Origin of the sequence: Cylindrospermum sp. FACHB-282 (assembly GCF_014697195.1) — a bacterium.
Lineage (GTDB): Bacteria > Cyanobacteriota > Cyanobacteriia > Cyanobacteriales > Nostocaceae > Cylindrospermum.
Genome location: NZ_JACJRJ010000042.1, coordinates 21,775 through 41,826 on the forward strand (window position 1 = coordinate 21,775; position 20,052 = coordinate 41,826).

Below are 20,052 nucleotides of genomic sequence, written 5' to 3' on the forward strand. Positions count from 1 at the left end.
CAGATATGAAGATAGACGCGAGTGTGATGACTGTTTGTTCCGGAAACTTTACAAAAAATATAGCAGTCCTAAATCATTTGTGAACACAAAGATACCCGACTTCTCCAAGAAGTCGGGTATCTGACTCACTTTATGTTCACAAATCAAATAGGATTGCTATATATTAATTAACTGTCCTAACAGTGACAATTTTAGATTTTGGATTGAAGAGAAAATCTAAAATCGAATATCTCAAAATTTATTCGTGGGATCATCTAAAATCTGAAGTTAACCTATCTAGATTCAGCCCAAAACATTAGGCGCTGAGTGCTGTTTGATCAATTAACAGGTTATTAGGTGCATCAAACCTAATAGTGCTAGCAGCCCAGTCTTTGAAATCAGGTGCCAACCAGACTAACTTACACAGAATATCATCATTTACCCATAATACTAGAGGGAAATTAAGCTGCTTCCGAAACTCATTTCGCGTCATATTAGTACTGATGAGTAGTTGATTAATCCCTTCCACAGATTCTAAACCCCTGACGATCAAAACTTCGGGTTGAGCATCACCTAGTAAACTAGTGATGGTGGTATAAAGGGTTTCGGCCCCTGTTGGAAGGAAGATTTCTTGGATGTCTGCTGAGGATGATTCTTTTAACAAATTTACTACTTGCTCCTGACTTGTGACTGAGTTACAACAAGCCAAAATCAGTGCAAATTCGCCTGTAGCAAGCATCATGGCTCTCGCTAGCCTTTTAATGGCTACTGTGTTGCTGGCTGTGCTGTCTTCAGAATCACTTAAGCTAGTCATGAAAAATCCTAAATTTTTCTTTTTAAGAAGTTATCAACCAATTTTCGATAAATTATTCAACTTAGCCTTGACTCAAAAATGCTATGGGTATAGCGCAAAAATGAACTTCTTTTTGTAAACCATAATACAATCCTACCCACGGTTTAATTTAGTAGGTGTATGGGGTATCACCCCCCATTGTACCCTAAATTCCGATATTGGCGTTAATTGGAGATGAAATTATCTCAAGGAATATAGTCACGGTGACTAAAGAAAGCTGAAATAATCTATCTATTGGTAGGTGTCAGGTGGCAATGCAACTTATAATTAGTATGATAAAACTTTAAACAAAATATAGTCTAATATATTCAGATATAGTCTAAAACCGAGTTCTAATGAAATTGTCTGATTATGCAAAAACCTTGGGGATTTCGTACCTTACAGCTTGGCGACATTACAAAGCAGGTAAAATACCATACCCAACAGAGCAACTTCCCACAGGAACCGTAATTGTTGATTACGACCCAAAAAAGATGCCAGGGGGTGCTGTTAGAGTGGCGATTTATGCCAGGGTATCAAGTGCTGAAAATAAAGATAACTTGGATAGGCAAGGAGAGAGATTAACTCAATATGCAATTGCCAAAGGATATCAGATCGTCTATATCATCAAGGAAATAGGGAGCGGTCTAAATGACAATCGCAAGAAATTAGAGAAGCTTTTACTGAAAAATGATTATGATATCTTGCTAGTCGAACATAAAGATAGATTAGGGAGATTTGGTACACATTACATCGATATTTTACTGAGAAGATTAGGGGTAAATCTAGAGATTGTTAATCTAGCCGATAATGGACGTGATGAATTGATGCAAGACTTGGTGGCGATAATTACCAGCTTTGCAGGGCGATTATATGGTCAGCGCCGGGCAAAACGTAAAACAGAAAAAATTGTGGAAGCCTTAAATTCTCCAACAGATTAATTGCGTTTTGTAGTCAAATATATTTGACTATATCTTTAGTGATATACTAATTTCCTTGCCAATATTAATCAATATGCGTCAAGTCGAAAAGCACATAATTAAGTATAGACATGAATGGTTTGATTATTGCACTGACATTACCACTATTTCCCGACAGCTTTACAACGCTGCTCAATTCACCCAACGTCAAGGTTTTTTCTACAGATGGGGGACTCAAACACAAGGGAGCTTAGACACTTTATTTAAACAAAACCAGAACTATAAATCAATGCCTGCCAAAGTCGCCCAACTTGTTTTGAAACAGAATGCAGATGGGTGGATTGCTTACTACAAAGCATTGTCAGCCTATAAAATTGATTCAAGTAAGTTCACAGGTAGACCAAAGCCACCCAGTTATGTTGACGATAAAAACCTAGTTAAGTTCAATAATCAAGCAATTGGTAAAAGGGAATTTGGTAAGGGTTGCATTGTTCCATCAATGTCGCCAATCAGGATTCCGGTAAAACCTGGACTAAAGTTGCAGGACTTGTGTGAAGTGCGAATTATTCCCAAAACCGGATACTTTGTTATAGAAGTAGTTTATGAAATTCCCGAAACATCAGACTTCTTTTGTAGCTTAAATCCTGGGTTGAATGCGGCGATAGATATTGGTTTAGACAATCTAGCGACGATTGTTTTTAACGACCTAGAGATACAGCCGATTATTGTGAATGGCAAGCCATTAAAATCAGTCAACCAGTTTTACAACAAGCAGGTTGCGTTTTTTCGCTCCGTTCTACCTAAGGTACAAGGGAAATCGCGGCGAATTGCAAATATAGTTCGTAACCGGAATAATTTTCTAGATTCATATCTACATCAATCTACAAAAATGATTGTAGATGAATTTCTGCGCCTGGGCGTAACTCACGTTTCAATAGGAAAAAACGAGCAATGGAAAACACATCTTAATTTAGGAAAGCGTACAAACCAGAACTTTACTCAGATACCACACGCTAAATTTATCGAGATTCTGACTTACAAACTACAAAGAGTCGGTATCACCGTCAAGGTTGCAGAAGAAAGCTATACCAGCAAGGCTTCTGCGATTGATTGGGATATTATCCCAATCCATGAACCTAACAACAAGATAAAACACATCTTCTCAGGACGACGTGTCAAAAGAGCGTGGTATGTGAGCAAGGATGGTTTTAAGATTCATGCCGATGTCAACGCAGGACTGAACATCGGCAGAAAAAGTAATCCCGAAGGGTTTGATTGTCTCAAGTCTATTCTGAGGGATAGGGGATGTCTGGTAGTACATCCAAGGCGGATAACTCCACTATTTAAGCGTGTCCATGCCTAAAGTAGAGTTGCTTAAATCTAAATTGCAGATGTCTGACTATATTTGACTATGTGATTTGGAACTATTCCCAGTCATTATCCATAATTTCACTCCGCCTGTAGAATAATGATCAAAAAACTTGTAGTGTGGTGTTTTGCCCTTGTTTCTGGCTGGAATATGGGCCAAAGTAGAAGGCTGGGGATGGTGGCTCTGAGCATAGTAACTGTCCTAATGCTAACCTTACCCTTGAATGCCCAAAATACTGGGGTACGATCGCTAACATCCGAGTTAAGAGGGGTGTGGTTAACAAATATAGATAGTGATGTGCTGTTTGAGCGCGATCGCCTGAAAAAGTCTTTAGAAGGCTTGGCTGAACTTAACTTTAATACCGTATATCCCGCAGTTTGGAATTGGGGTTATACACTCTACCCCAGCAAGGTTGCAGCCAAAGTGATTGGGCGATTGGTCGATCCCACACCAGGACTACAAAGGCGGGATATGCTGAAAGAAATTGTCACCGAGGGGCATAAAAAAGGGTTAACGGTGATTCCCTGGTTTGAATTTGGCTTTATGGCACCGGCTGATTCCCTCTTAGCCAAAAATCGTCCCCAATGGCTAACTAGTCGCAGCGACGGTACGCGGATTGTTAAAGAAGGGACACATGAACGGGTTTGGCTGAGTCCCTTTCGCCCAGATGTGCAACAATTCATCCAAGATTTAATTGTGGAAATCGTCAAAAACTACGACATCGACGGTATTCAGTTTGACGACCATTTTGGCTTACCATCGGAATTAGGCTACGATGCTTATACAGTAGCGCTCTACAAAAAAGAACACCGAGGTCAAGGGCCTTCTAAAAACCCGAAAGATCCAGAATGGGTAAGTTGGAGAGCGAACAAAATCACCGGCTTTATGAAGCGGGTATTCACAGCTATCAAAGCCAATAAAAAAAATTGCCTTGTTTCCGTTGCACCTAATCCCCAGCGTTTTTCCTATGAATATTTTTTAGCCGACTGGCAGAAATGGGAACGGATGGGAATTATCGAAGACTTGGTTTTGCAGATATACCGCAATGATCTAAATGTCTTTATCAGCGAATTAGAGTATCCAGAAGTAAAAGCTGCTCAAAGTCATATTCCTGTAAGTATTGGTATTTTGAGTGGGTTAAAAAATAGGTCAGTGCCGATGTCACAGATTCAGACACAAGTGCAAAAAGTACGCGATCGCAATTTTGCTGGAGTCTCTTTCTTTTTTTATGAAACTCTCTGGAACATGAGTCAAGAAAAACCCCTAGGGCGTCAGCAGGGCTTCCAGAAAATATTCCCCACCACAACAGCTTACCCGAATCTACTCACAGGCTGGAAACCTTGAATTTTGAATCTCTAAACTTCTGTTCGTCCCGTAATAGAGTAAATCATTGTTGATTGTTGCCGTCCACGCAGCTGCAACTGCTGTACTTTTTGGGTATGAAAATGCTGCTTGATCAGCTCAAACGTTGTTTCGCTGACTAAGATACTATAAGGATTATCTTCTTTGGTGCTTTTGTTGAGTTGTTCCAAACGAGCGGCAATATTCACAGCATCTCCCAAGACGGAATAATTCAATCGTTGAGATCCGCCAATGCTGCCAGCAACCACTACACCTGTATGAATGCCAATGCCGATGGCAATGGTAGGTTTGCCAAGCTCTTCTAATTCTTGGTTTAACAATACTAATCTTTTCTGCATAGCAATTGCCGCCGAGACAGCAGCAATTGCATCCTGCTGAATTTCCTCTGGGAGTGTGTGGGGCAAGGGAATGCCAAAAACAGCCATCACAGCATCCCCAATGTATTTATCAACTACTCCTTGATGCTCGTGAATACACTCAGCCATAGCACCCAGATAGCAGTTTAACCAGTCGAGCAATTCTCGTGGTTTCATGCTCTCAGAAATCGTGGTAAAGCTGCGAATGTCGGTAAACAGAACTGTTGCTACCATTTCTTGAGCATCCAATTGACCGTTTTGGAAAATCTCGTTTCGATGCTGCCAGATTAATGCTGCTGTTTCTTGAGAAACATGACGAGCAAATAAATTCATCAATTGTTGTTTTTCTCTTTGTTCCAGCCACTGAACACTCAGTCCAGCTAAGAGAATCGTGCCGATGGGTGCGGCAGTAGGCAACCAGAGATTGGAGATTGTGAGAGCAGAAACTGAGATACTGAACCAAGTAACAGGCAGTAGCCCTAGAAGCAGAATTCGTTGGGGAAATTTCAAAGCAGCCAGTATCAGACTGGAACCGATGCCAAGACCGAGTAATAGCAAGAGTTCAAATTGCCGGGGAAAAAGTTGTAGCTGTCGGTGGTTGAGTAGATTGTCAATGGCAGCAGCGTGCAGATAGACACCAGATGTTGGTGGTATTTGCTCGAATGGAGTTTTCAAGGGATCGTTTGCTCCAGTTGCAGTCAGCCCGACTAACAAAATTTTGTTTTTTAGTTTGGCTGCATCTACCTTTCTCTGGATAATATCGGCAAAGGAATAGGTGGGGATTCCCCGCTCACCCTTAGTTGGCCCTACCCAGTTAATCCACATTGATTGGACTTTCTCTGCCGATGGTCGAGGTGGTAAGGCAATGAGGGACTTTGTGGAGTTAGTGGAATCTGCGGTAAAGGTCTGCTGCAAGCTATTGTTGTATGCTTGCAATAACATGATGGTAAGGGAGGGAACTTGATCGACGTAGAGCCATAATTGACGCGTTATTCCGTCGAGATCGGCATTGCTGGCAATATGCCCTTTGGCAGTAACGTGATCGAGAACTGCGACTGGACGAAGCATCTGTTTGTGCAAATCGGGGGCGATCGCTAAGACAACCTGACCATTGATGGCCATTGCCTCAGCCAGTGTTGCATCGTGACTGCTAGGCTCGGTAAACAGAATATCAAATCCGATTGCTGCTGGAGGAGAGGCTTCTAGAGTTTCCAGTAACTGTGTATAGCGATCGCGGGACAGGGGAAACTGCCCATACTGACGCAATGTAGCATCGTCAATCCCAATGACAACAACCCGCGAATCCCAACTGCCATGAGGTAGAGGTAAAAAGTTGCGCGTGCAGAATAATAAATTAAATCCTAGAGCTTCTAGGGGTTGCCAACCACCTATTTGCCATAATCCCATTGAAAACAGTCCAGTCAATACTCCAGGCAACAGTAAAAAGGAAAAATTACGACCACGCCCCAACCATAGCCAACTAAGGAACTGCCAGTTCATACAATTGCTTTTTACCTAAGGGAGTTACCACAACAACTTCTACTCTGCGGTTAGCGAGTAAAGGAACCGTCAATTCAAAATTGCCACTCTTGTCGGTGTTCTGGGGCTGTTTGGCGATGATCAGCAGATTCACTGGATCAACACTACCGACAATTTGCACTTGGCTGCCATTGGCTACGAGTTGACGGATATTTAGCCGAGTATCTTCCTTTAGGGGCACTGGTGCCGAAGGCGGCTCTCCTGGAATCGTTATATTTTGGAAACCAGCGTCTACCAGAACGGTCTGCCCTTGAGCATTGGTGGCTACGCTACCCTTGATGGTGGCTACGCCCATTTTGCCATTCTGCTGTACGCTCACACCAAACTCAGTGCCCCGCACCCCGGCAACCCCGGCAGGTGTGTTAATCTCTAAACGCGAGGCTGAATTCGTGAATGGACGAACTTGCAGACGAACTTGTCCAGCTTTTACCTGGAGTTGGGTGATCCGTTCACCTCCCTTTCCTGTCAGCAGTTTCTGGATACTTATATTTGAATTTTCTGATACATTAATGAACCCAGTGCCTATATCTATTGCCAGCACGGCACTGGAGCTTTTCTTGGTACTGATTCCCTCTCCAATTGCTTGGAGTCGCATTCCACTACGAGCCGGTTGGGATGTCTGCCCACGGGAATACAGCACTTGCCCAATTGGACGGCGCACTTCTATCCAGCGATTGACACTAACCTGTAATTGATCATCTGCGGCGGAGGCACGAAGAGTAGCAACTAGCCCAACTAGCACCAAAATAAAGTTACAAGCCCACCAACTCTTCATACGTGTCTCCAGATGATTTCCTCTACTGATTAACAAAATAGTTTTTTATTGACATCCTCCCACCGCTATCCCATGAGGGGTTAGCAGGGCATTTTTTAACATCACTTTCAGTGGAAATACACAACTCTGGCATCTAATCCGTGGGATCTCAACAAATTAGACAAGCACTCTGCCGATTCCCGCTGGGAAAATCCTCCAGCATATACATAACCGCCGAGCCTGTGCTGTGCTAGAAATGCGTCGGCAATATAGCTCCTGACAAGGTTTAACACTTTGTCTGACTTTTCAGGAACAACTACCACATAAGGACGGTCTGGCACTTTTCCAATAACGATAACATTACTCTGCTGAAAACTATTGGCGGATTTGGTCACTTCAGGTAGGTTTTTGGTAATGCAATTGGGTGGCTGGGCCCAACCTTTGCAGAATAAAGCTTCCCATAAAACAGTTGCAACCATTCCTGTAATCAGATATCTATTCACCTACTGCTCACCAAATTGTCGTAGTATTTTCGCGAACCAAAGGAACTTTTAAATCCCCAGGGGTTTTAACCTCGCTGCTATTGGCTACAAATTACTACATCAGTATACTTCGGTAAAAGTAGGTACTATTATTTATTTACCAAACTTTTTATGACATCTATGAAGAGGCTCTTGTTTTCAACCAGCCTTTGGTTTTGCAGTGTTTGAGGATCTGATCTAGTAGATATTTTCTGGGAATATGTCCTTTGTAATACTGCCACTGTTGTTGATTACATCCACCCTAAAAATAGCTAAACCTATCGTTAGAGGGAGGTTTAAATTTGATAGAAATGCTACAATGAAATAATTAGTCTTACTTAAAAGCTTATTTTTAATTTTATGCGTCGTTCCGCCTGCCTTATTTTTAATCCGGTTGCGGGTCAGGGTGATCCAGAAATAGAACTGGGACAAATTCGGGCAATGTTAGAGCCAGAAATTGACCTGGATATTTATTTGACAACCGAAGAAATCGATGCTGATGAATTGGCCGATGCAGCGGTAAAACGGGGGGTAGATGCGATTATTGCTTCTGGAGGAGATGGTACATTGTCAGCGGCAGCGGCGGCTTTAGTGGGAACTGATATTCCCTTTGGGATTATTTCGCGGGGAACAGCAAATGCTTTTGCCGCCGCTTTAGGCATTCCAGATACGATCGCAGCTGCCTGTGAAACAATTTTGCAGGGTAAAACTCGCAAGGTAGATATAGGTTATTGCAATGACCAGCCGATGGTGCTGTTGGCAGGTATTGGTTTTGAGGCAGAAACTGTAGAACGGGCAGACAGAAACGCTAAAAATCGCTTTGGGATGCTGGCCTATGTCTTGGCGGGATTCCAAGAACTGCGAAGCTTTCAGACATTTAATGTGGAAATTGAAACTGAAGATAAGATCATTAAAACTACTGCCGCAGCGGTGACAGTGGCAAATGCTGCACCACCCACATCAGTTTTAGCTCAAGGGCCAGCAGGTATTTTTGTGGATGATGGGTTGCTAGATTTAACAATTGTCGCTCCGGTTAGTAAGGCAGGTGCGATCGCCGCAACTTTCCATCTGTTTCAAACTGCTTCTACTGGTACAGCAGTAGAACGGAATGATATTGGCTATCTGCGAGGTAAACAATTTAAAATCACAACTGATCCACCGCAAAAGGTAGTTGTGGATGGTGAGTTAGTCGGGACAACCCCTATAGAAGTTAGGTGTGTACCCGCAGGCTTGACGATTTTTGTGCCTACAGTAGAAGAAGAGGTACTAACGGAAAAATTAGAGGGACTGCCTAATTTGACTGTGGAGTTGAAAGACACGGCAGATAATGGAGAATAAGCTGCTTTGAAACTTGTTTCCGATTCGGCGATCGCTAAAAAAATTCACAAAATGCAGCAGCGGGTACGATGGCAAGATCCGTTAATTAAGGAACGAAACATCGACCAAACTCGGCTAGTGCTCGAAGATGGTCAAGAAAATAACGGTGAGTTCTCATTTTTGGTTGTGGGTGACAGTGGTTCAGGAATTCACCGGGGACACAACCCCCAACGCCAGGTAGCGGAACTCATGCTGAGACATCACCAAGAATGCCGTTTTATGCTGCACACAGGTGATGTGATCTATTTAGTGGGGTCGAGTGAATACTACCAGCAGAACTTTATCCAACCTTACCGCGAGTTTCTCTTAGGCGGTGAACACCCCCACCGCATCGGCTATGACCAAATGATTTTTAAACTGCCGATTCTGCCTGTGCTGGGAAATCACGATTATTATGATTTGCCAATTCTCTTGAGTTTAATATCCCTGGCAACACTTCCTGTCCGTCATTTATGGCGATCGCGTCTAGACTTGGATGTGGGGTTGCATGGTTCAGGAGTAGGTGACGCTTATGCAAAGGCATTTCTCGACTACCTTCAGCGGTTTAATTCGCCAGCAGAGTTAGCTCAACACTTAGATAAATACTACACTGCCGAGATAGACAACGGGCGCTGTCTTCACTACCAACCAGGAAGTTTCACCCGTCTCCCCAATCGTTACTACACCTTTCGCTACGGTGGTCTTGACTTCTTTGCTTTGGACTCAAATACATTTAATGATCCGCCACCCCTACCGAAAACCAAAAAAGGCGCAGCAGACCGCAGACTTCTGGCCCAACGCCGAGAGGATTTAGAACAGGAAAAGCTGCAAATTATGGAAATTTCAACCAAGCTAAATCCCGAAAACCCCAGGGACGCTGACGAATTGGACGACTTGCAAACCAAGCTGTCTCAAATTGAGGAAATTATTGTTGATATCGACAAACAGCTACATTCTGACCAATCAACCCAGACTGATATTGCACAACTAGAATGGCTGAAGGAAAAACTAATTGGTTCTTGGAATACGGCAGAAGTTCGCGGCAGGGTGATTTATTTTCACCATCCTCCCTATGTCACAGAGGCGACAAAATGGCAACAGGCGCAAACTTTGGCAATTCGTAGCCGCCTACGTGGTGTGCTGGATGCCGTAGCTAAAACCGTAGGTTCCCTGAGTCAAGGGCGTCCTTTGGTGGATTTGGTGTTAAACGGTCATGCACACTGCTTAGAACACCTGGAAACAGGGGATACAGGACATGGTGATGCTCATATCCAGTGGATTGTTTGTGGTGGTAGTGGCTTTAGTCTCCGACGTCAGCGGACTGAAGGGCCGGATTTGCTGGAAAGTTTCGGGGATGGGGGTAAACAAGAAAATCGCTTAGTAGCGCGATCGCATCTTTTTGTTGGTCGCAGTGGTCAAGGTTCCCGCAAGCGAAGACCTTACTCTTGTTTACGCATTGATGTCAAAGGCGATCGCTATCCTCAGTTTATTGTCCGTCCTTTAGTTGCCGAATGGTATCAGCAGCAGTGGCATAATCAAGAACTTGAGCCAATAATTATTTGAAAAACAGCGATGATCAAGAATCAAACCTGATCATCACCATCAAAATGCCATCTTGAAAACAACTAAATTATTCCCGTTCCCTTACCCCGTCTGTCACCTTTTTCTGTTAACTTACCTTCCTGATCTTCATTAACTTCTCGCAGTGCTTCAACCCTTTGTGCAGTTTCTTGTGCGGCTTTTTGGCGTGCATCACCCGGTTCTTCATAATACATTTCCGGTTCAACTGCGTAGTTATTCAACAACCCTTCATTATCCACTGTATAGCCATCAGTGGTACGTATGCTTTCGCTATCGGTTTGGTCGTCGGTAGGCTCATTTGACAGCTTTTCTTCTGTCGGTAGGGTTTTGTAGTTTTGTCCTTCTCTTTCTATACGAGCCGCAGTTTCGGCGGGAATAATTCCCCTATCATAAGTATCAACTTCAGCTCGCTCATGTGAATCTATCGCTTTATTAGCTGCTTCATTAGCCATAAATCATATCCTCCTGAAAAATTTGCAGAATAACTTTGAAAACTAGATTAGGCTATTGAACTTAATAAAGATACTATCTAGAGGAGTGAATAAAACTAAAGCATTAACCATATTTCTGTGTCTAGAGATGCATTTTAAATGCTAATTTACCCAAAACAAATTTATGGTTAAAATTTAAATAAGTAGCTTGGCGTAAATAATTCAAGGTTGGTAGTAAGGGCTTTAGCCCTCTCTATCTCCTGTCGTCGAAGCTAGGCGGTAAGCACAGCTATGCCCATTCGCGGAGCGTTCCGTAAGAAAGGGCTTTACAAAGTAGGGCTGAAGCCCGCCTCAGAATTCATTCTGAGTCTAATAGCACTGATTCGTCTTTAGACGACTAAAAGAAATTTCTAGTCGATTTTAACGAACTTTAGTTATTAGCCCTGAACTTCAATTCTGGGCGGGTTATATCTAGAACGCAATAGCCTTGTCTCTACAAGATATGTGTTCCATTCACCTGAGAAAAACTGGTGTAAGCTGAAGAATTTCCACCTTAGATTATAGAGCTAGTTCAATGTTTGTGAACCTTCTCTACCGACAATTTGTTTTTTGAAGAATCCAAGTTTTTCAGCTAATTCTTGCCGAGTTTCAGCTTTGATAAGATAACGGAAAATAACCCAGGTTATGTAACCAATGCCAATTAACTCAAATGTCGGCGATAGCAGTGGAATATCATTAATCGCATCCAGTAATGCTAGCACTACCTTAACTGTAACAACCGCCGACAAAATTAAAGCAAGGGATAACAGCGCCTGCTTATATTTGTTAAAAAGACTGCCTAAATATTCAGGCAATTGCGCTAAAAATTCAGAAACTTGTCTGCCAATTCGCTGCCATTGGGCTTCAGATTCCCTAGCTGGCAGTAGCTTAGGCACATTAGCAGAGTTTGTACCATCAAGGGCTAGTACACCTTGTGATGAGATAGTATTGACTGATTCCGGTTGCTGTTGTTGGGTTTCCATAGTGTTTCTTGTTGGGCAAGCACAACAGTTTTGATCAATAACTGGACGTAAATAAATATAACAGTCTTGAGCCAAAACAAGAGCATATCACTAAAAAAAATACCCAGGGATGGAAAATGGCACAAGCAAATAAATGTAATCCACCTTTGTTTGTGTAGCCCCTGACTTGCAATCGTTAGTAAGGCTGCACAAAGTTTGGGTAATCTCTTTTGAGCCTTAACTATTAGGATTTATTTATGATGTCCAGCTATTTATTGGAATTTGCTTTTAGCCACTTTAGCGGCTTGGACTTGGAGGAGCAACGGCTGCTTTGACTACCACTTGTTTGACACCTTTAATTTCTTTTGCCAAAGGTTCAATTTTGGCTAATTGCTGCTGATCGTTCACCGTTCCTGCTACAGTCACAATGCCATCTTTTGTAGCATTAACTGTTAGTTGACCATTGGGAATGTTAGCTTCTAATTTAGAGCGAACTTCACTAGCAAGGTCTCCTGTGGCTCTATTTGTATCGCCCCCAGTTGTATTATTCCGCTCTTCACGGGCGCGAATATCAGCATTAAGTTGTCTTCTGCGGACTTCACTTTGGGCATCTTCTTTAGCCGCTTGGGTTACTTGTGAAGTTGGTGTTGCTGGTGCTTCACCAGGTTCTGGTGCAGTTACAGTTGTTTTGGCTGTATCTTGACAAGCCGCTGCACCCAAGATTAAAAAAGAACTAATTAGGAAGGGAGTTAGTTTTTTCATTGGTTGAATTCTTGATATAAATGACAAAATGGTGTTTATGGGAGTTTTAGGAGCAAGAGGCTCAAAATCTGGCTCCTAAAAATTGGCTTAAACTTTTTGATCTCGGCGATCAATAATCAATACAGCAGGATCGTCTGCGTGATGGGGGTGAATATTGTTAACAATTGGCGTTTCACGATGTTCCACTCGGTCGGAACTAAGGCGATGTTCGCCTACATCCCTGGCATTATAGATAGCAAATTCTTCGATTCCTCGACGTTTGAGAATTGCTTCAGCTTGGTGAATTTCTGCTTCTGAGCCATCGACAATCACCAAGTAATCACCTCTTTGGAAGCGATCGCTATAAATTCGCACCCGCTCTTCGGGAATTCCTAAGCCAATAAGTCCGCCAGTAATACCCCCAGCTGCTGCACCTATAGCGCCACCAGCCGCTGTACTCGCCAAAGCAGTCGCCAATGCACCACTGGCAATTACGGGCCCGACTCCAGGAATGGCTAAAGCGCCAAGACCGACCAATAAGCCGCCTAAACCGCCTAATACGCCGCCTGTAGCTGCTCCGGCTTTTGCCCCCTCATCGGCTTTATTACCTGCTCCGACGCGATCGCTACCTCCATCTTTAGCAATCAGAGAAACTTGACTCATCGGGAAACTAGCATCTCGTAAATCTCTCAGCGCTGCTTCTGCATCTCGGCGATGAGCAAAGACGCCGATAGCCCGTTTGGTACTAGCGTGTTGGCTGGTAGTAGTGGGAGTAACATCGGTAGTCCCATGCCTACCATCTGGGTGGTCATAAATGCCATACTCTTCAATACCCCGCTGATGGAGAATTGCTTGTGCTGTAGCAATTTCGGCCTCTGTACCATCAAGAATAACTAAATACTCTCCTCGCTCCACTCGCTCGTGGTAAACTTTAGCGCGTTCTTCGGGGATTCCTAAACCAATCAAAGCCCCAATTAAACTACCAGCTGCTGCACCAATACCAGCACCAGCTAAAGTTGTCGCCAAAGTGGTTGCTGCAGCTCCGGCGAGCATGACAGGGCCGATTCCGGGAATTGCTAAAGTGCCAAGACCAATTAATAAGCCAGTCAAACCTCCCAAGGCACCGCCAGAAAGCGCCCCGACTTTCGCACCTTCATCAGCTTTATCGCCCACCTTTTCCTGTACTTCGGTTCCCGCAATATTGCCTTTATGTTCTGCATCCCGCGCAATTACAGAAACTTTGTCCATTGGAAAGCCGGAATTTTTTAATTCATGCAGCGCTTCTTCTGCATCCCGGCGGTGAGGAAATACACCTACAGCACGCTTACGCACAGCTACAACCATCTTTATATTCTCCTAACAAAATATACAACACTTAATTTTTGAATTTTTTATTGTTGTCAATGACTTTATTACTACATTTTTTTATTAATTTCTCCTCAATCAATTGGAGTAACTTTTTATCTGTCATTAGATATAGGTAGATATAGGTTTATGTATAAAATTTGAAGAATAAACTGATTTTTTAAGCAAATTAAGACAAAATTTCCAGATTAATTATTCTTTAGATATGGCAATTTTATCTAGCAGTTTATTATCATCTTAAGTGGATTGATCAGAAGTAGCATTAACTATAATTATTCAGTAAATCAAATGTTTTGTAGGACTGCTATTCAAGAGACTTTAAATATATTATTGACAAAATAATCTCCGTGAATATAATGTAAGTATGTGTGCATGGCTCTGAATAATGCAATTAAGCTTCTGGATTCAGTAAAGAAATCACCTAAAAAACTTTTGAATCACTAAGTAGTAAAAGGTGATAGCCAACAAATAAATCTCTATATGTGACCCGGATCACACAAACTTAACTATTAAATCACTGTTAAGTTATTCTGCCGTCACTTGGCATTTAGGAGAATAAAATATACTAATTGAAGGAGAGATATTTTTGGTGGATACTTGGTGGTTGTGAGGAGTTACTATTATGTCGGAAAAAATTATACTGGCGGTTATCTTAACATTTAGCTTTAATTTATTTGCTCAAATGAGTTTGTCTTCTCCTAGCCAGGGAACAGCAAAGGTGTCCTTGCACAACCAAGAGGTTTTAGCTCTCACTGAAATTCCCAAGTAATCTGAGCATCTACGGAGGACAATATGCTCTGATTACTCGTAGGATTTAAGGTATAAATCTATCTCTGCTATCGATAAGAGATATTGCGTCACCCAGTATGAAAAGCCAAATTCTAGCAACAGCTGTATTTTTAACAACAATTAGCCTGACAACAACAGCCCAAGGGGCGAATTCCGAAGACATCAGGCAGTTATTGGCTACCAAAAAATGTCAAAATTGTGATCTCAGGGTAGCTGGTTTGGTGATGGCTGACTTATCGGGAGCGGATTTGAGGGGAGCCAATCTCACAGGTGCTAACCTCAGCCGTGCAAACTTGAGCAGTGCTGATTTGCGGGGTGCAAACTTGAGCGGTGCTAGTTTATTTGGAGTGAACCTGAGTGAAGCTAAACTAAGTGGGGCAAATATGGTGGGTGCTGACTTGAGAAATACCTATTTAGTTAATGCAGAATTAACTGGTGTTAATCTCAACAGCACTAACCTACAAGGGGCAATTGGCATACCATTGCAAATTGCCAAACCAGAAGAATTTTATGCTTGGGGTGTAGCAGAGGCAGAAAAAGGAAATCTAAAACCAGCAATTGATTATTTTAGTCAGGCGATCGCTATTAAACCCGACTATGCAGGGGCTTATCTATCTCGTGGTATTGCCAGCTACCAAGGCTTAGATAGACAAAGTGCCTTAAAAGATGCCCAAATAGCCGAACAACTGTTTACATCCCAAAATAACGCTCCAGGAATTCAAACAGCCCAGGCTTTTGTTAAAGAACTGCAAACACCCTATGGTGAAAAAGTAAATGCTGGTAAACCCAGTTTTTTTGACTTTGTGAGTGGAGTTAGTTCACTCTTACTTCAGTTTTTACCCTTTTAGGCCGTTCCTCACCTGCTCGAAGCTGACGGATCAACTCGACAGAGCTTGATTGAATACCTGTTGCAGCTTCTACTTCGGCACTACGAGCCACAATCCGCTGATGTGCGGCCAGTGATCGCCGTCGTCGTACCTCGCGGGCGATGGCTTCGACAATCATCTCATTAAAAGACTCGCTACCTTCTCGAAACTGCCTTGCTTGCTGAAGCAGATCGGCAGGAATGCGGACAGTTACAGCTTCTCGTTCCATAGTTCCAACCGATACAACTAGGACGTGATATCATATAGTGTAACTATTTTTTGCACCAATCTACATACTTAGACTTTGCCGATTGCGCAGAGCGCAGCGCCAAAGGCGATCGCCACTCGTGAGGCTGTAATCACCCGTGACTCTGGAATCATGCTCAATTGTGCAGCATATTTTGAGAAAATCAGATGAGACGATCGCACAGAAGGAAAAAAGATGTCAGACAATTTGAAAAGCCACGTTGTGACCCAAGGGGTGCAGCGATCGCCAAATCGAGCAATGCTGCGTGCAGTTGGTTTTAGGGATGAAGATTTCACTAAAGCCATTGTCGGCGTTGCCAACGGTTACAGTACTATTACCCCCTGCAATATGGGGATAAATCAACTGGCACAAAGGGCAGAAATTAGTATTAAAAATGCCGGAGCGATGCCGCAAATCTTCGGTACTATTACTATCAGCGATGGCATTTCTATGGGAACTGAAGGGATGAAATATTCCCTAGTATCACGGGAAGTAATTGCCGATTCCATTGAAACCGCCTGCACTGGACAGAGTATGGATGGTGTAATCGCTATCGGCGGTTGTGATAAAAATATGCCAGGGGCAATGATTGCGATCGCCCGCATGAATATCCCCGCTATCTTTGTTTACGGTGGCACTATTAAACCTGGACACTACAACGGACGGGATCTCACCGTTGTCAGTTCTTTTGAAGCAGTAGGTCAATACAGCGCCGGCAAAATTGACGAAAAAGAATTATTAGCAGTTGAAAGTCTGGCTTGTCCTGGTGCTGGTTCCTGCGGTGGGATGTTCACAGCTAACACCATGTCTTCAGCCTTTGAGGCAATGGGGATGAGTTTACCCTACTCCTCAACCATGGCAGCAGAAGACGCAGAAAAAGCTGATAGTACAGAAAAATCAGCCTTTGTCTTAGTCGATGCCATTCGTCAGCAAATTTTACCCCGCCAGATTATCACCCGTAAATCTATCGAGAATGCTATTTCTGTAATTATGGCCGTGGGTGGTTCCACAAATGCCGTGTTGCATTTTTTGGCGATCGCTAATGCTGCTGGTGTAGAACTGACTATAGACGACTTTGAAGTGATTCGCGGACGTGTCCCCGTTTTATGTGACTTGAAACCCAGCGGTAAGTATGTCGCGACAGACTTACACAAAGCCGGCGGCATTCCCCAAGTGATGAAAATGCTCCTAGTCCATGGCTTACTACATGGAGATGCCCTGACAATTAGCGGTGAAACAGTTGCCGAAGTCTTAGCAGACATACCAGCAGAACCATCCCCCAGCCAAGATGTGATCCGTCCTTGGAATAACCCGATGTATGCCCAAGGTCATTTAGCCATTCTCAAAGGCAATTTAGCGACAGAAGGGGCAGTTGCCAAAATTACAGGCGTTAAAAAGCCAGTAATTACAGGACCCGCAAGGGTATTTGAATCAGAAGAATCTTGTTTAGATGCTATTTTGGCGGGTAAAATTCAAGCTGGTGATATCATCGTCATCCGCTACGAAGGCCCCAAAGGCGGGCCGGGAATGCGGGAAATGCTGGCTCCCACATCGGCAATTATCGGTGCTGGTTTGGGCGACGCAGTGGGATTAATTACCGACGGACGCTTTTCTGGCGGTACTTACGGCATGGTAGTTGGTCACGTCGCCCCAGAAGCAGCTGTTGGTGGTGCGATCGCTCTAGTAGAAGAAGGTGATAGCATCACTATTGATGCCCCTGCTCGTCGTTTGCAATTAAACATCTCCGATGCAGAATTAGCCCAACGTCGTGCCAACTGGCAACCCCCCGCACCACGTTACACTAAAGGAGTACTGGCGAAATACGCCAAATTAGTATCTTCTAGCAGTGTCGGTGCAGTCACAGATTTAGACTTGTTTGATAATTAGTTATTAGTCGTTAAGTTTTGACTAGAGATGAGTCAATGTTCCGACTCATCTCTGATTTTTAATATTTCCGAAGTAATTTTTTATGAAAAACGATCTCAATCCTCCCGGAAGTTTTGGTCTACCTTTATTTGGTGAGACATTCGCCTTTATAGCTAATCCCTATACCTTTGTTAAAAAGCGTTATCAAAAGTATGGCTCTATCTTTAAAACTAACATTCTGGGTAGACCAACAGTTGTCATGGTAGGGCCAGAGGCGGTAGAGTTTTTTCTTTCTAGTCAGATGGAGTCTTTTTCTTGGCGTGAAGGATGGCCAAATAATTTCAAGATATTGCTGGGAGAATCCCTGTTTCTGCAAGATGGAGAGGAACACCGCCGAAATCGCCGCTTAATTATGCCAGCGTTACATGGGCCCGCATTGGCAAATTATGCAGACACAATGGCGGATATCACCGATAGCTATCTCAAAAAGTGGGAGCAAAAGCAGGAATTTACCTGGTTAGAAGAGTTTAAACAACTAACGTTTGATATCGCCAGTCAGTTATTACTGGGTACTAATCCCGGTGCAGAAAATGCCCGATTGAGTCGATTATTTCAAAGGCTGACAAATGGTTTGTTGGCGATTAACCCTTTGCCCTTACCATTTACTAAATTTGGTCAAGCAATAGCAGCGCGTAATCAAATCCTAGAACATTTGACTAAAGTTGTCAGAGAACGTCAGCTAAATCCTACCAACGACGCCCTCAGTTTGTTAGTCCAAGCTAGGGATGAAGAAGGTAATTGCATGAGTGAAAAAGAACTCATCGCCCAGGCACTGCTGTTACTTTTTGCAGGACATGAAACCACAACCTCAATGTTAACTTGGCTGTGTTTAGAATTAGCCCGTCACCCAGAAGTAATGCAACGGGCTAGGGAAGAACAATTGCAGCTTGCAAGTATTGGTGCATTGAATTTAGAACATTTGGGGCAAATGCCATATTTAGAGCAAGTTTTATCGGAAGTTGAAAGACTACATCCGCCAGTTGGTGGGGGATTTCGTGGTGTAATTAAAGAATTTGAGTTTAATGGCTACCGCATTCCCGCAGGTTGGCAATTATACTATTCGATTCTCATGACTCACCAGATCGAAGAAATTTACCCAGAACCAGAGCGTTTTGATCCAGAACGGTTTAGTCCTCAACGTCAGGAACATAGACAATATCCTATGAGTTTAATTGGTTTTGGCGGCGGGCCACGCATCTGTGTTGGCATTGCCTTTGCCAAGATGGAAATGAAAATTGTTGCTGCCCAGCTTTTACGCCGCTATGATTGGGAAATATTGCCCCATCAAAGTTTAGCTCCGGTACCAATTCCCACAAATCACCCTCAAGATGGTTTAAAGGTTCGATTTCAGCCCCGGTAAGATGTTCTATGGCACTTCAAATAGAGAGACATTTGCCTAACGGAATTTTTCAAAGTTTGCAAATAGTCAAAGAGTTTGTGAATGCTAAAGTTAACTCTCTGACTAATTCAGCGCAGCAAGTCAGAGGGTCTTTCCAGGAAACAGCAACTCAAGCTACCGATAGGGCTATTGATACAGTTACCACAACACTAGAGCATAGCTGGCAGACTGCCGAACAAATCAAGAGTAGAGCATCAGGCGCAATTCAAACAACAATTACTTCTGCTGTCGGGGATTGGTTGGTACAACACCCTGTATTTTTCCGGTTAGCCCAAATTCTGGGTTGGGCCACTGATCACCCTATTATCAGTTTAATTATTCTGCTATTTGCGATCGCACTCCTCTGGAGTGTCATCAAGGCAATTATCCGCTTGATTGAAACAGCTAGTTGGTCAATTCTGCAAGCTCCCTTAAAATTACTTCAGGCTGTGATTACAGTTAGCTTTTTGTACTTGACAAAAGTTGGTAGCTATGCAGACCAAGAAATCACAGGCGTTAAAACCTCAGAAGTAGTCCCTGTAAGCCATACAACAATTTACCAAACTAAACAGCAACGATTAGCAGAAATTTCTAGTCGCTTAGAGGAAATTCAACAGGAACAGCATCAGCTTTTACAAGAAGCAGCAGATTTAATTGCTGCCGATACCATTGAGTTCCAAATACCTGGAGCGAAATTAAACAGCTAATATCGTGTCCGGTTAAAGACTTATCATTAAGA

Annotated in this window: 20 protein-coding genes; 10 read left to right on the forward strand and 10 right to left on the reverse strand. The window is 43.1% G+C overall.

The features are described 5' to 3' along the window. Positions 1-295 precede the first annotated feature (295 nt). A complete protein-coding gene (locus tag H6G32_RS19835; RefSeq protein WP_190461330.1) occupies positions 296-793 on the reverse strand; it encodes a hypothetical protein in 498 nt (165 codons plus the stop codon). Between the two features lie 380 nt (positions 794-1,173). Between H6G32_RS19835 and H6G32_RS19840 the strand changes: the two genes are divergently transcribed. The 3 genes from H6G32_RS19840 (at position 1,174) to H6G32_RS19850 (ending at position 4,444) form a co-directional block, all read left to right on the forward strand. After that, the gene (locus tag H6G32_RS19840) at positions 1,174-1,752 is read left to right on the forward strand and encodes an IS607 family transposase (RefSeq protein ID WP_199328180.1); all 579 of its coding nucleotides are present in this window, start codon (positions 1,174-1,176) and stop codon (positions 1,750-1,752) included. 73 nt (positions 1,753-1,825) lie between these two features. Further along, the gene (locus H6G32_RS19845; RefSeq protein WP_190461333.1) at positions 1,826-3,094 is read left to right on the forward strand and encodes an RNA-guided endonuclease InsQ/TnpB family protein; all 1,269 of its coding nucleotides are present in this window, start codon (positions 1,826-1,828) and stop codon (positions 3,092-3,094) included. A 105-nt stretch (positions 3,095-3,199) separates the two neighbouring features. Continuing rightward, positions 3,200-4,444, forward strand: a complete 1,245-nt coding sequence (locus tag H6G32_RS19850; protein ID WP_190461334.1) for a glycoside hydrolase family 10 protein — start codon at positions 3,200-3,202, stop codon at positions 4,442-4,444. Between the two features lie 11 nt (positions 4,445-4,455). Here the strand turns inward: H6G32_RS19850 and H6G32_RS19855 are convergent, their stop codons facing one another. The 3 genes from H6G32_RS19855 to H6G32_RS19865 all read right to left on the reverse strand — a co-directional run bounded on the left by H6G32_RS19855 (position 4,456) and on the right by H6G32_RS19865 (position 7,590). After that, positions 4,456-6,318, reverse strand: a complete 1,863-nt coding sequence (locus H6G32_RS19855; RefSeq protein ID WP_190461336.1) for a CHASE2 domain-containing protein — start codon at positions 6,316-6,318, stop codon at positions 4,456-4,458. Continuing rightward, complete coding sequence (locus H6G32_RS19860; protein ID WP_190461338.1) at positions 6,299-7,132, reverse strand: FecR family protein; 834 nt, start codon at positions 7,130-7,132, stop codon at positions 6,299-6,301. The genes H6G32_RS19855 and H6G32_RS19860 overlap by 20 nt, the downstream gene beginning before the upstream one ends. 107 nt (positions 7,133-7,239) lie before the next feature. Next, complete coding sequence (locus H6G32_RS19865) at positions 7,240-7,590, reverse strand: hypothetical protein (protein ID WP_199328177.1); 351 nt, start codon at positions 7,588-7,590, stop codon at positions 7,240-7,242. Positions 7,591-7,992: 402 nt separating this feature from the next. Between H6G32_RS19865 and H6G32_RS19870 the strand changes: the two genes are divergently transcribed. Both H6G32_RS19870 and H6G32_RS19875 read left to right on the forward strand, forming a co-directional pair. Next, on the forward strand, positions 7,993-8,970 hold the full coding sequence (locus H6G32_RS19870) for a YegS/Rv2252/BmrU family lipid kinase (protein WP_190461342.1): 978 nt from the start codon (positions 7,993-7,995) through the stop codon (positions 8,968-8,970). 6 nt (positions 8,971-8,976) lie between these two features. Beyond that, on the forward strand, positions 8,977-10,551 hold the full coding sequence (locus H6G32_RS19875; RefSeq protein WP_190461344.1) for a metallophosphoesterase family protein: 1,575 nt from the start codon (positions 8,977-8,979) through the stop codon (positions 10,549-10,551). A 62-nt stretch (positions 10,552-10,613) separates the two neighbouring features. On the opposite strand, the gene H6G32_RS19880 is transcribed toward H6G32_RS19875, so the two are convergent. From H6G32_RS19880 to H6G32_RS19895, 4 genes are all read right to left on the reverse strand, one after another. Beyond that, positions 10,614-11,021, reverse strand: a complete 408-nt coding sequence (locus tag H6G32_RS19880) for a hypothetical protein (RefSeq protein ID WP_190461347.1) — start codon at positions 11,019-11,021, stop codon at positions 10,614-10,616. 545 nt (positions 11,022-11,566) lie between these two features. Beyond that, complete coding sequence (locus H6G32_RS19885; RefSeq protein ID WP_190461349.1) at positions 11,567-12,022, reverse strand: CAAD domain-containing protein; 456 nt, start codon at positions 12,020-12,022, stop codon at positions 11,567-11,569. Positions 12,023-12,298: 276 nt separating this feature from the next. Continuing rightward, positions 12,299-12,763, reverse strand: coding sequence for a BON domain-containing protein (locus tag H6G32_RS19890; protein WP_190461350.1), 465 nt, complete (start codon positions 12,761-12,763; stop codon positions 12,299-12,301). Between the two features lie 87 nt (positions 12,764-12,850). Continuing rightward, positions 12,851-14,086 carry a histidine kinase gene (locus tag H6G32_RS19895; protein WP_190461353.1) on the reverse strand — a complete coding sequence of 412 codons (1,236 nt, stop codon included), beginning with the start codon at positions 14,084-14,086 and terminating at the stop codon, positions 12,851-12,853. Positions 14,087-14,729: 643 nt separating this feature from the next. Between H6G32_RS19895 and H6G32_RS19900 the strand changes: the two genes are divergently transcribed. Further along, positions 14,730-14,876: a hypothetical protein gene (locus tag H6G32_RS19900; RefSeq protein WP_190461354.1), complete on the forward strand. Its 147-nt coding sequence runs from the start codon at positions 14,730-14,732 to the stop codon at positions 14,874-14,876. Positions 14,877-14,973: 97 nt separating this feature from the next. After that, positions 14,974-15,744, forward strand: a complete 771-nt coding sequence (locus tag H6G32_RS19905; RefSeq protein WP_190461356.1) for a pentapeptide repeat-containing protein — start codon at positions 14,974-14,976, stop codon at positions 15,742-15,744. On the opposite strand, the gene H6G32_RS19910 is transcribed toward H6G32_RS19905, so the two are convergent. Both H6G32_RS19910 and H6G32_RS19915 read right to left on the reverse strand, forming a co-directional pair. After that, positions 15,710-15,991 carry a YlcI/YnfO family protein gene (locus H6G32_RS19910; protein WP_190461358.1) on the reverse strand — a complete coding sequence of 94 codons (282 nt, stop codon included), beginning with the start codon at positions 15,989-15,991 and terminating at the stop codon, positions 15,710-15,712. The two genes, H6G32_RS19905 and H6G32_RS19910, sit on opposite strands and share 35 nt — an antisense overlap. 68 nt (positions 15,992-16,059) lie before the next feature. Next, positions 16,060-16,215, reverse strand: coding sequence for a hypothetical protein (locus H6G32_RS19915; protein WP_190461360.1), 156 nt, complete (start codon positions 16,213-16,215; stop codon positions 16,060-16,062). On the opposite strand from H6G32_RS19915, the gene ilvD reads away from it, so the two are divergent. From ilvD to H6G32_RS19930, 3 genes are all read left to right on the forward strand, one after another. Next, positions 16,205-17,896 (forward strand): dihydroxy-acid dehydratase, encoded by a 1,692-nt coding sequence (gene ilvD / locus H6G32_RS19920; protein ID WP_190461363.1) that lies wholly within the window; start codon positions 16,205-16,207, stop codon positions 17,894-17,896. The genes H6G32_RS19915 and ilvD overlap by 11 nt on opposite strands. An 82-nt stretch (positions 17,897-17,978) precedes the next feature. Continuing rightward, on the forward strand, positions 17,979-19,295 hold the full coding sequence (locus H6G32_RS19925) for a cytochrome P450 (protein WP_190461365.1): 1,317 nt from the start codon (positions 17,979-17,981) through the stop codon (positions 19,293-19,295). Positions 19,296-19,303: 8 nt separating this feature from the next. After that, the gene (locus H6G32_RS19930) at positions 19,304-20,020 is read left to right on the forward strand and encodes a hypothetical protein (protein ID WP_190461366.1); all 717 of its coding nucleotides are present in this window, start codon (positions 19,304-19,306) and stop codon (positions 20,018-20,020) included. Positions 20,021-20,052: the final 32 nt, after the last annotated feature.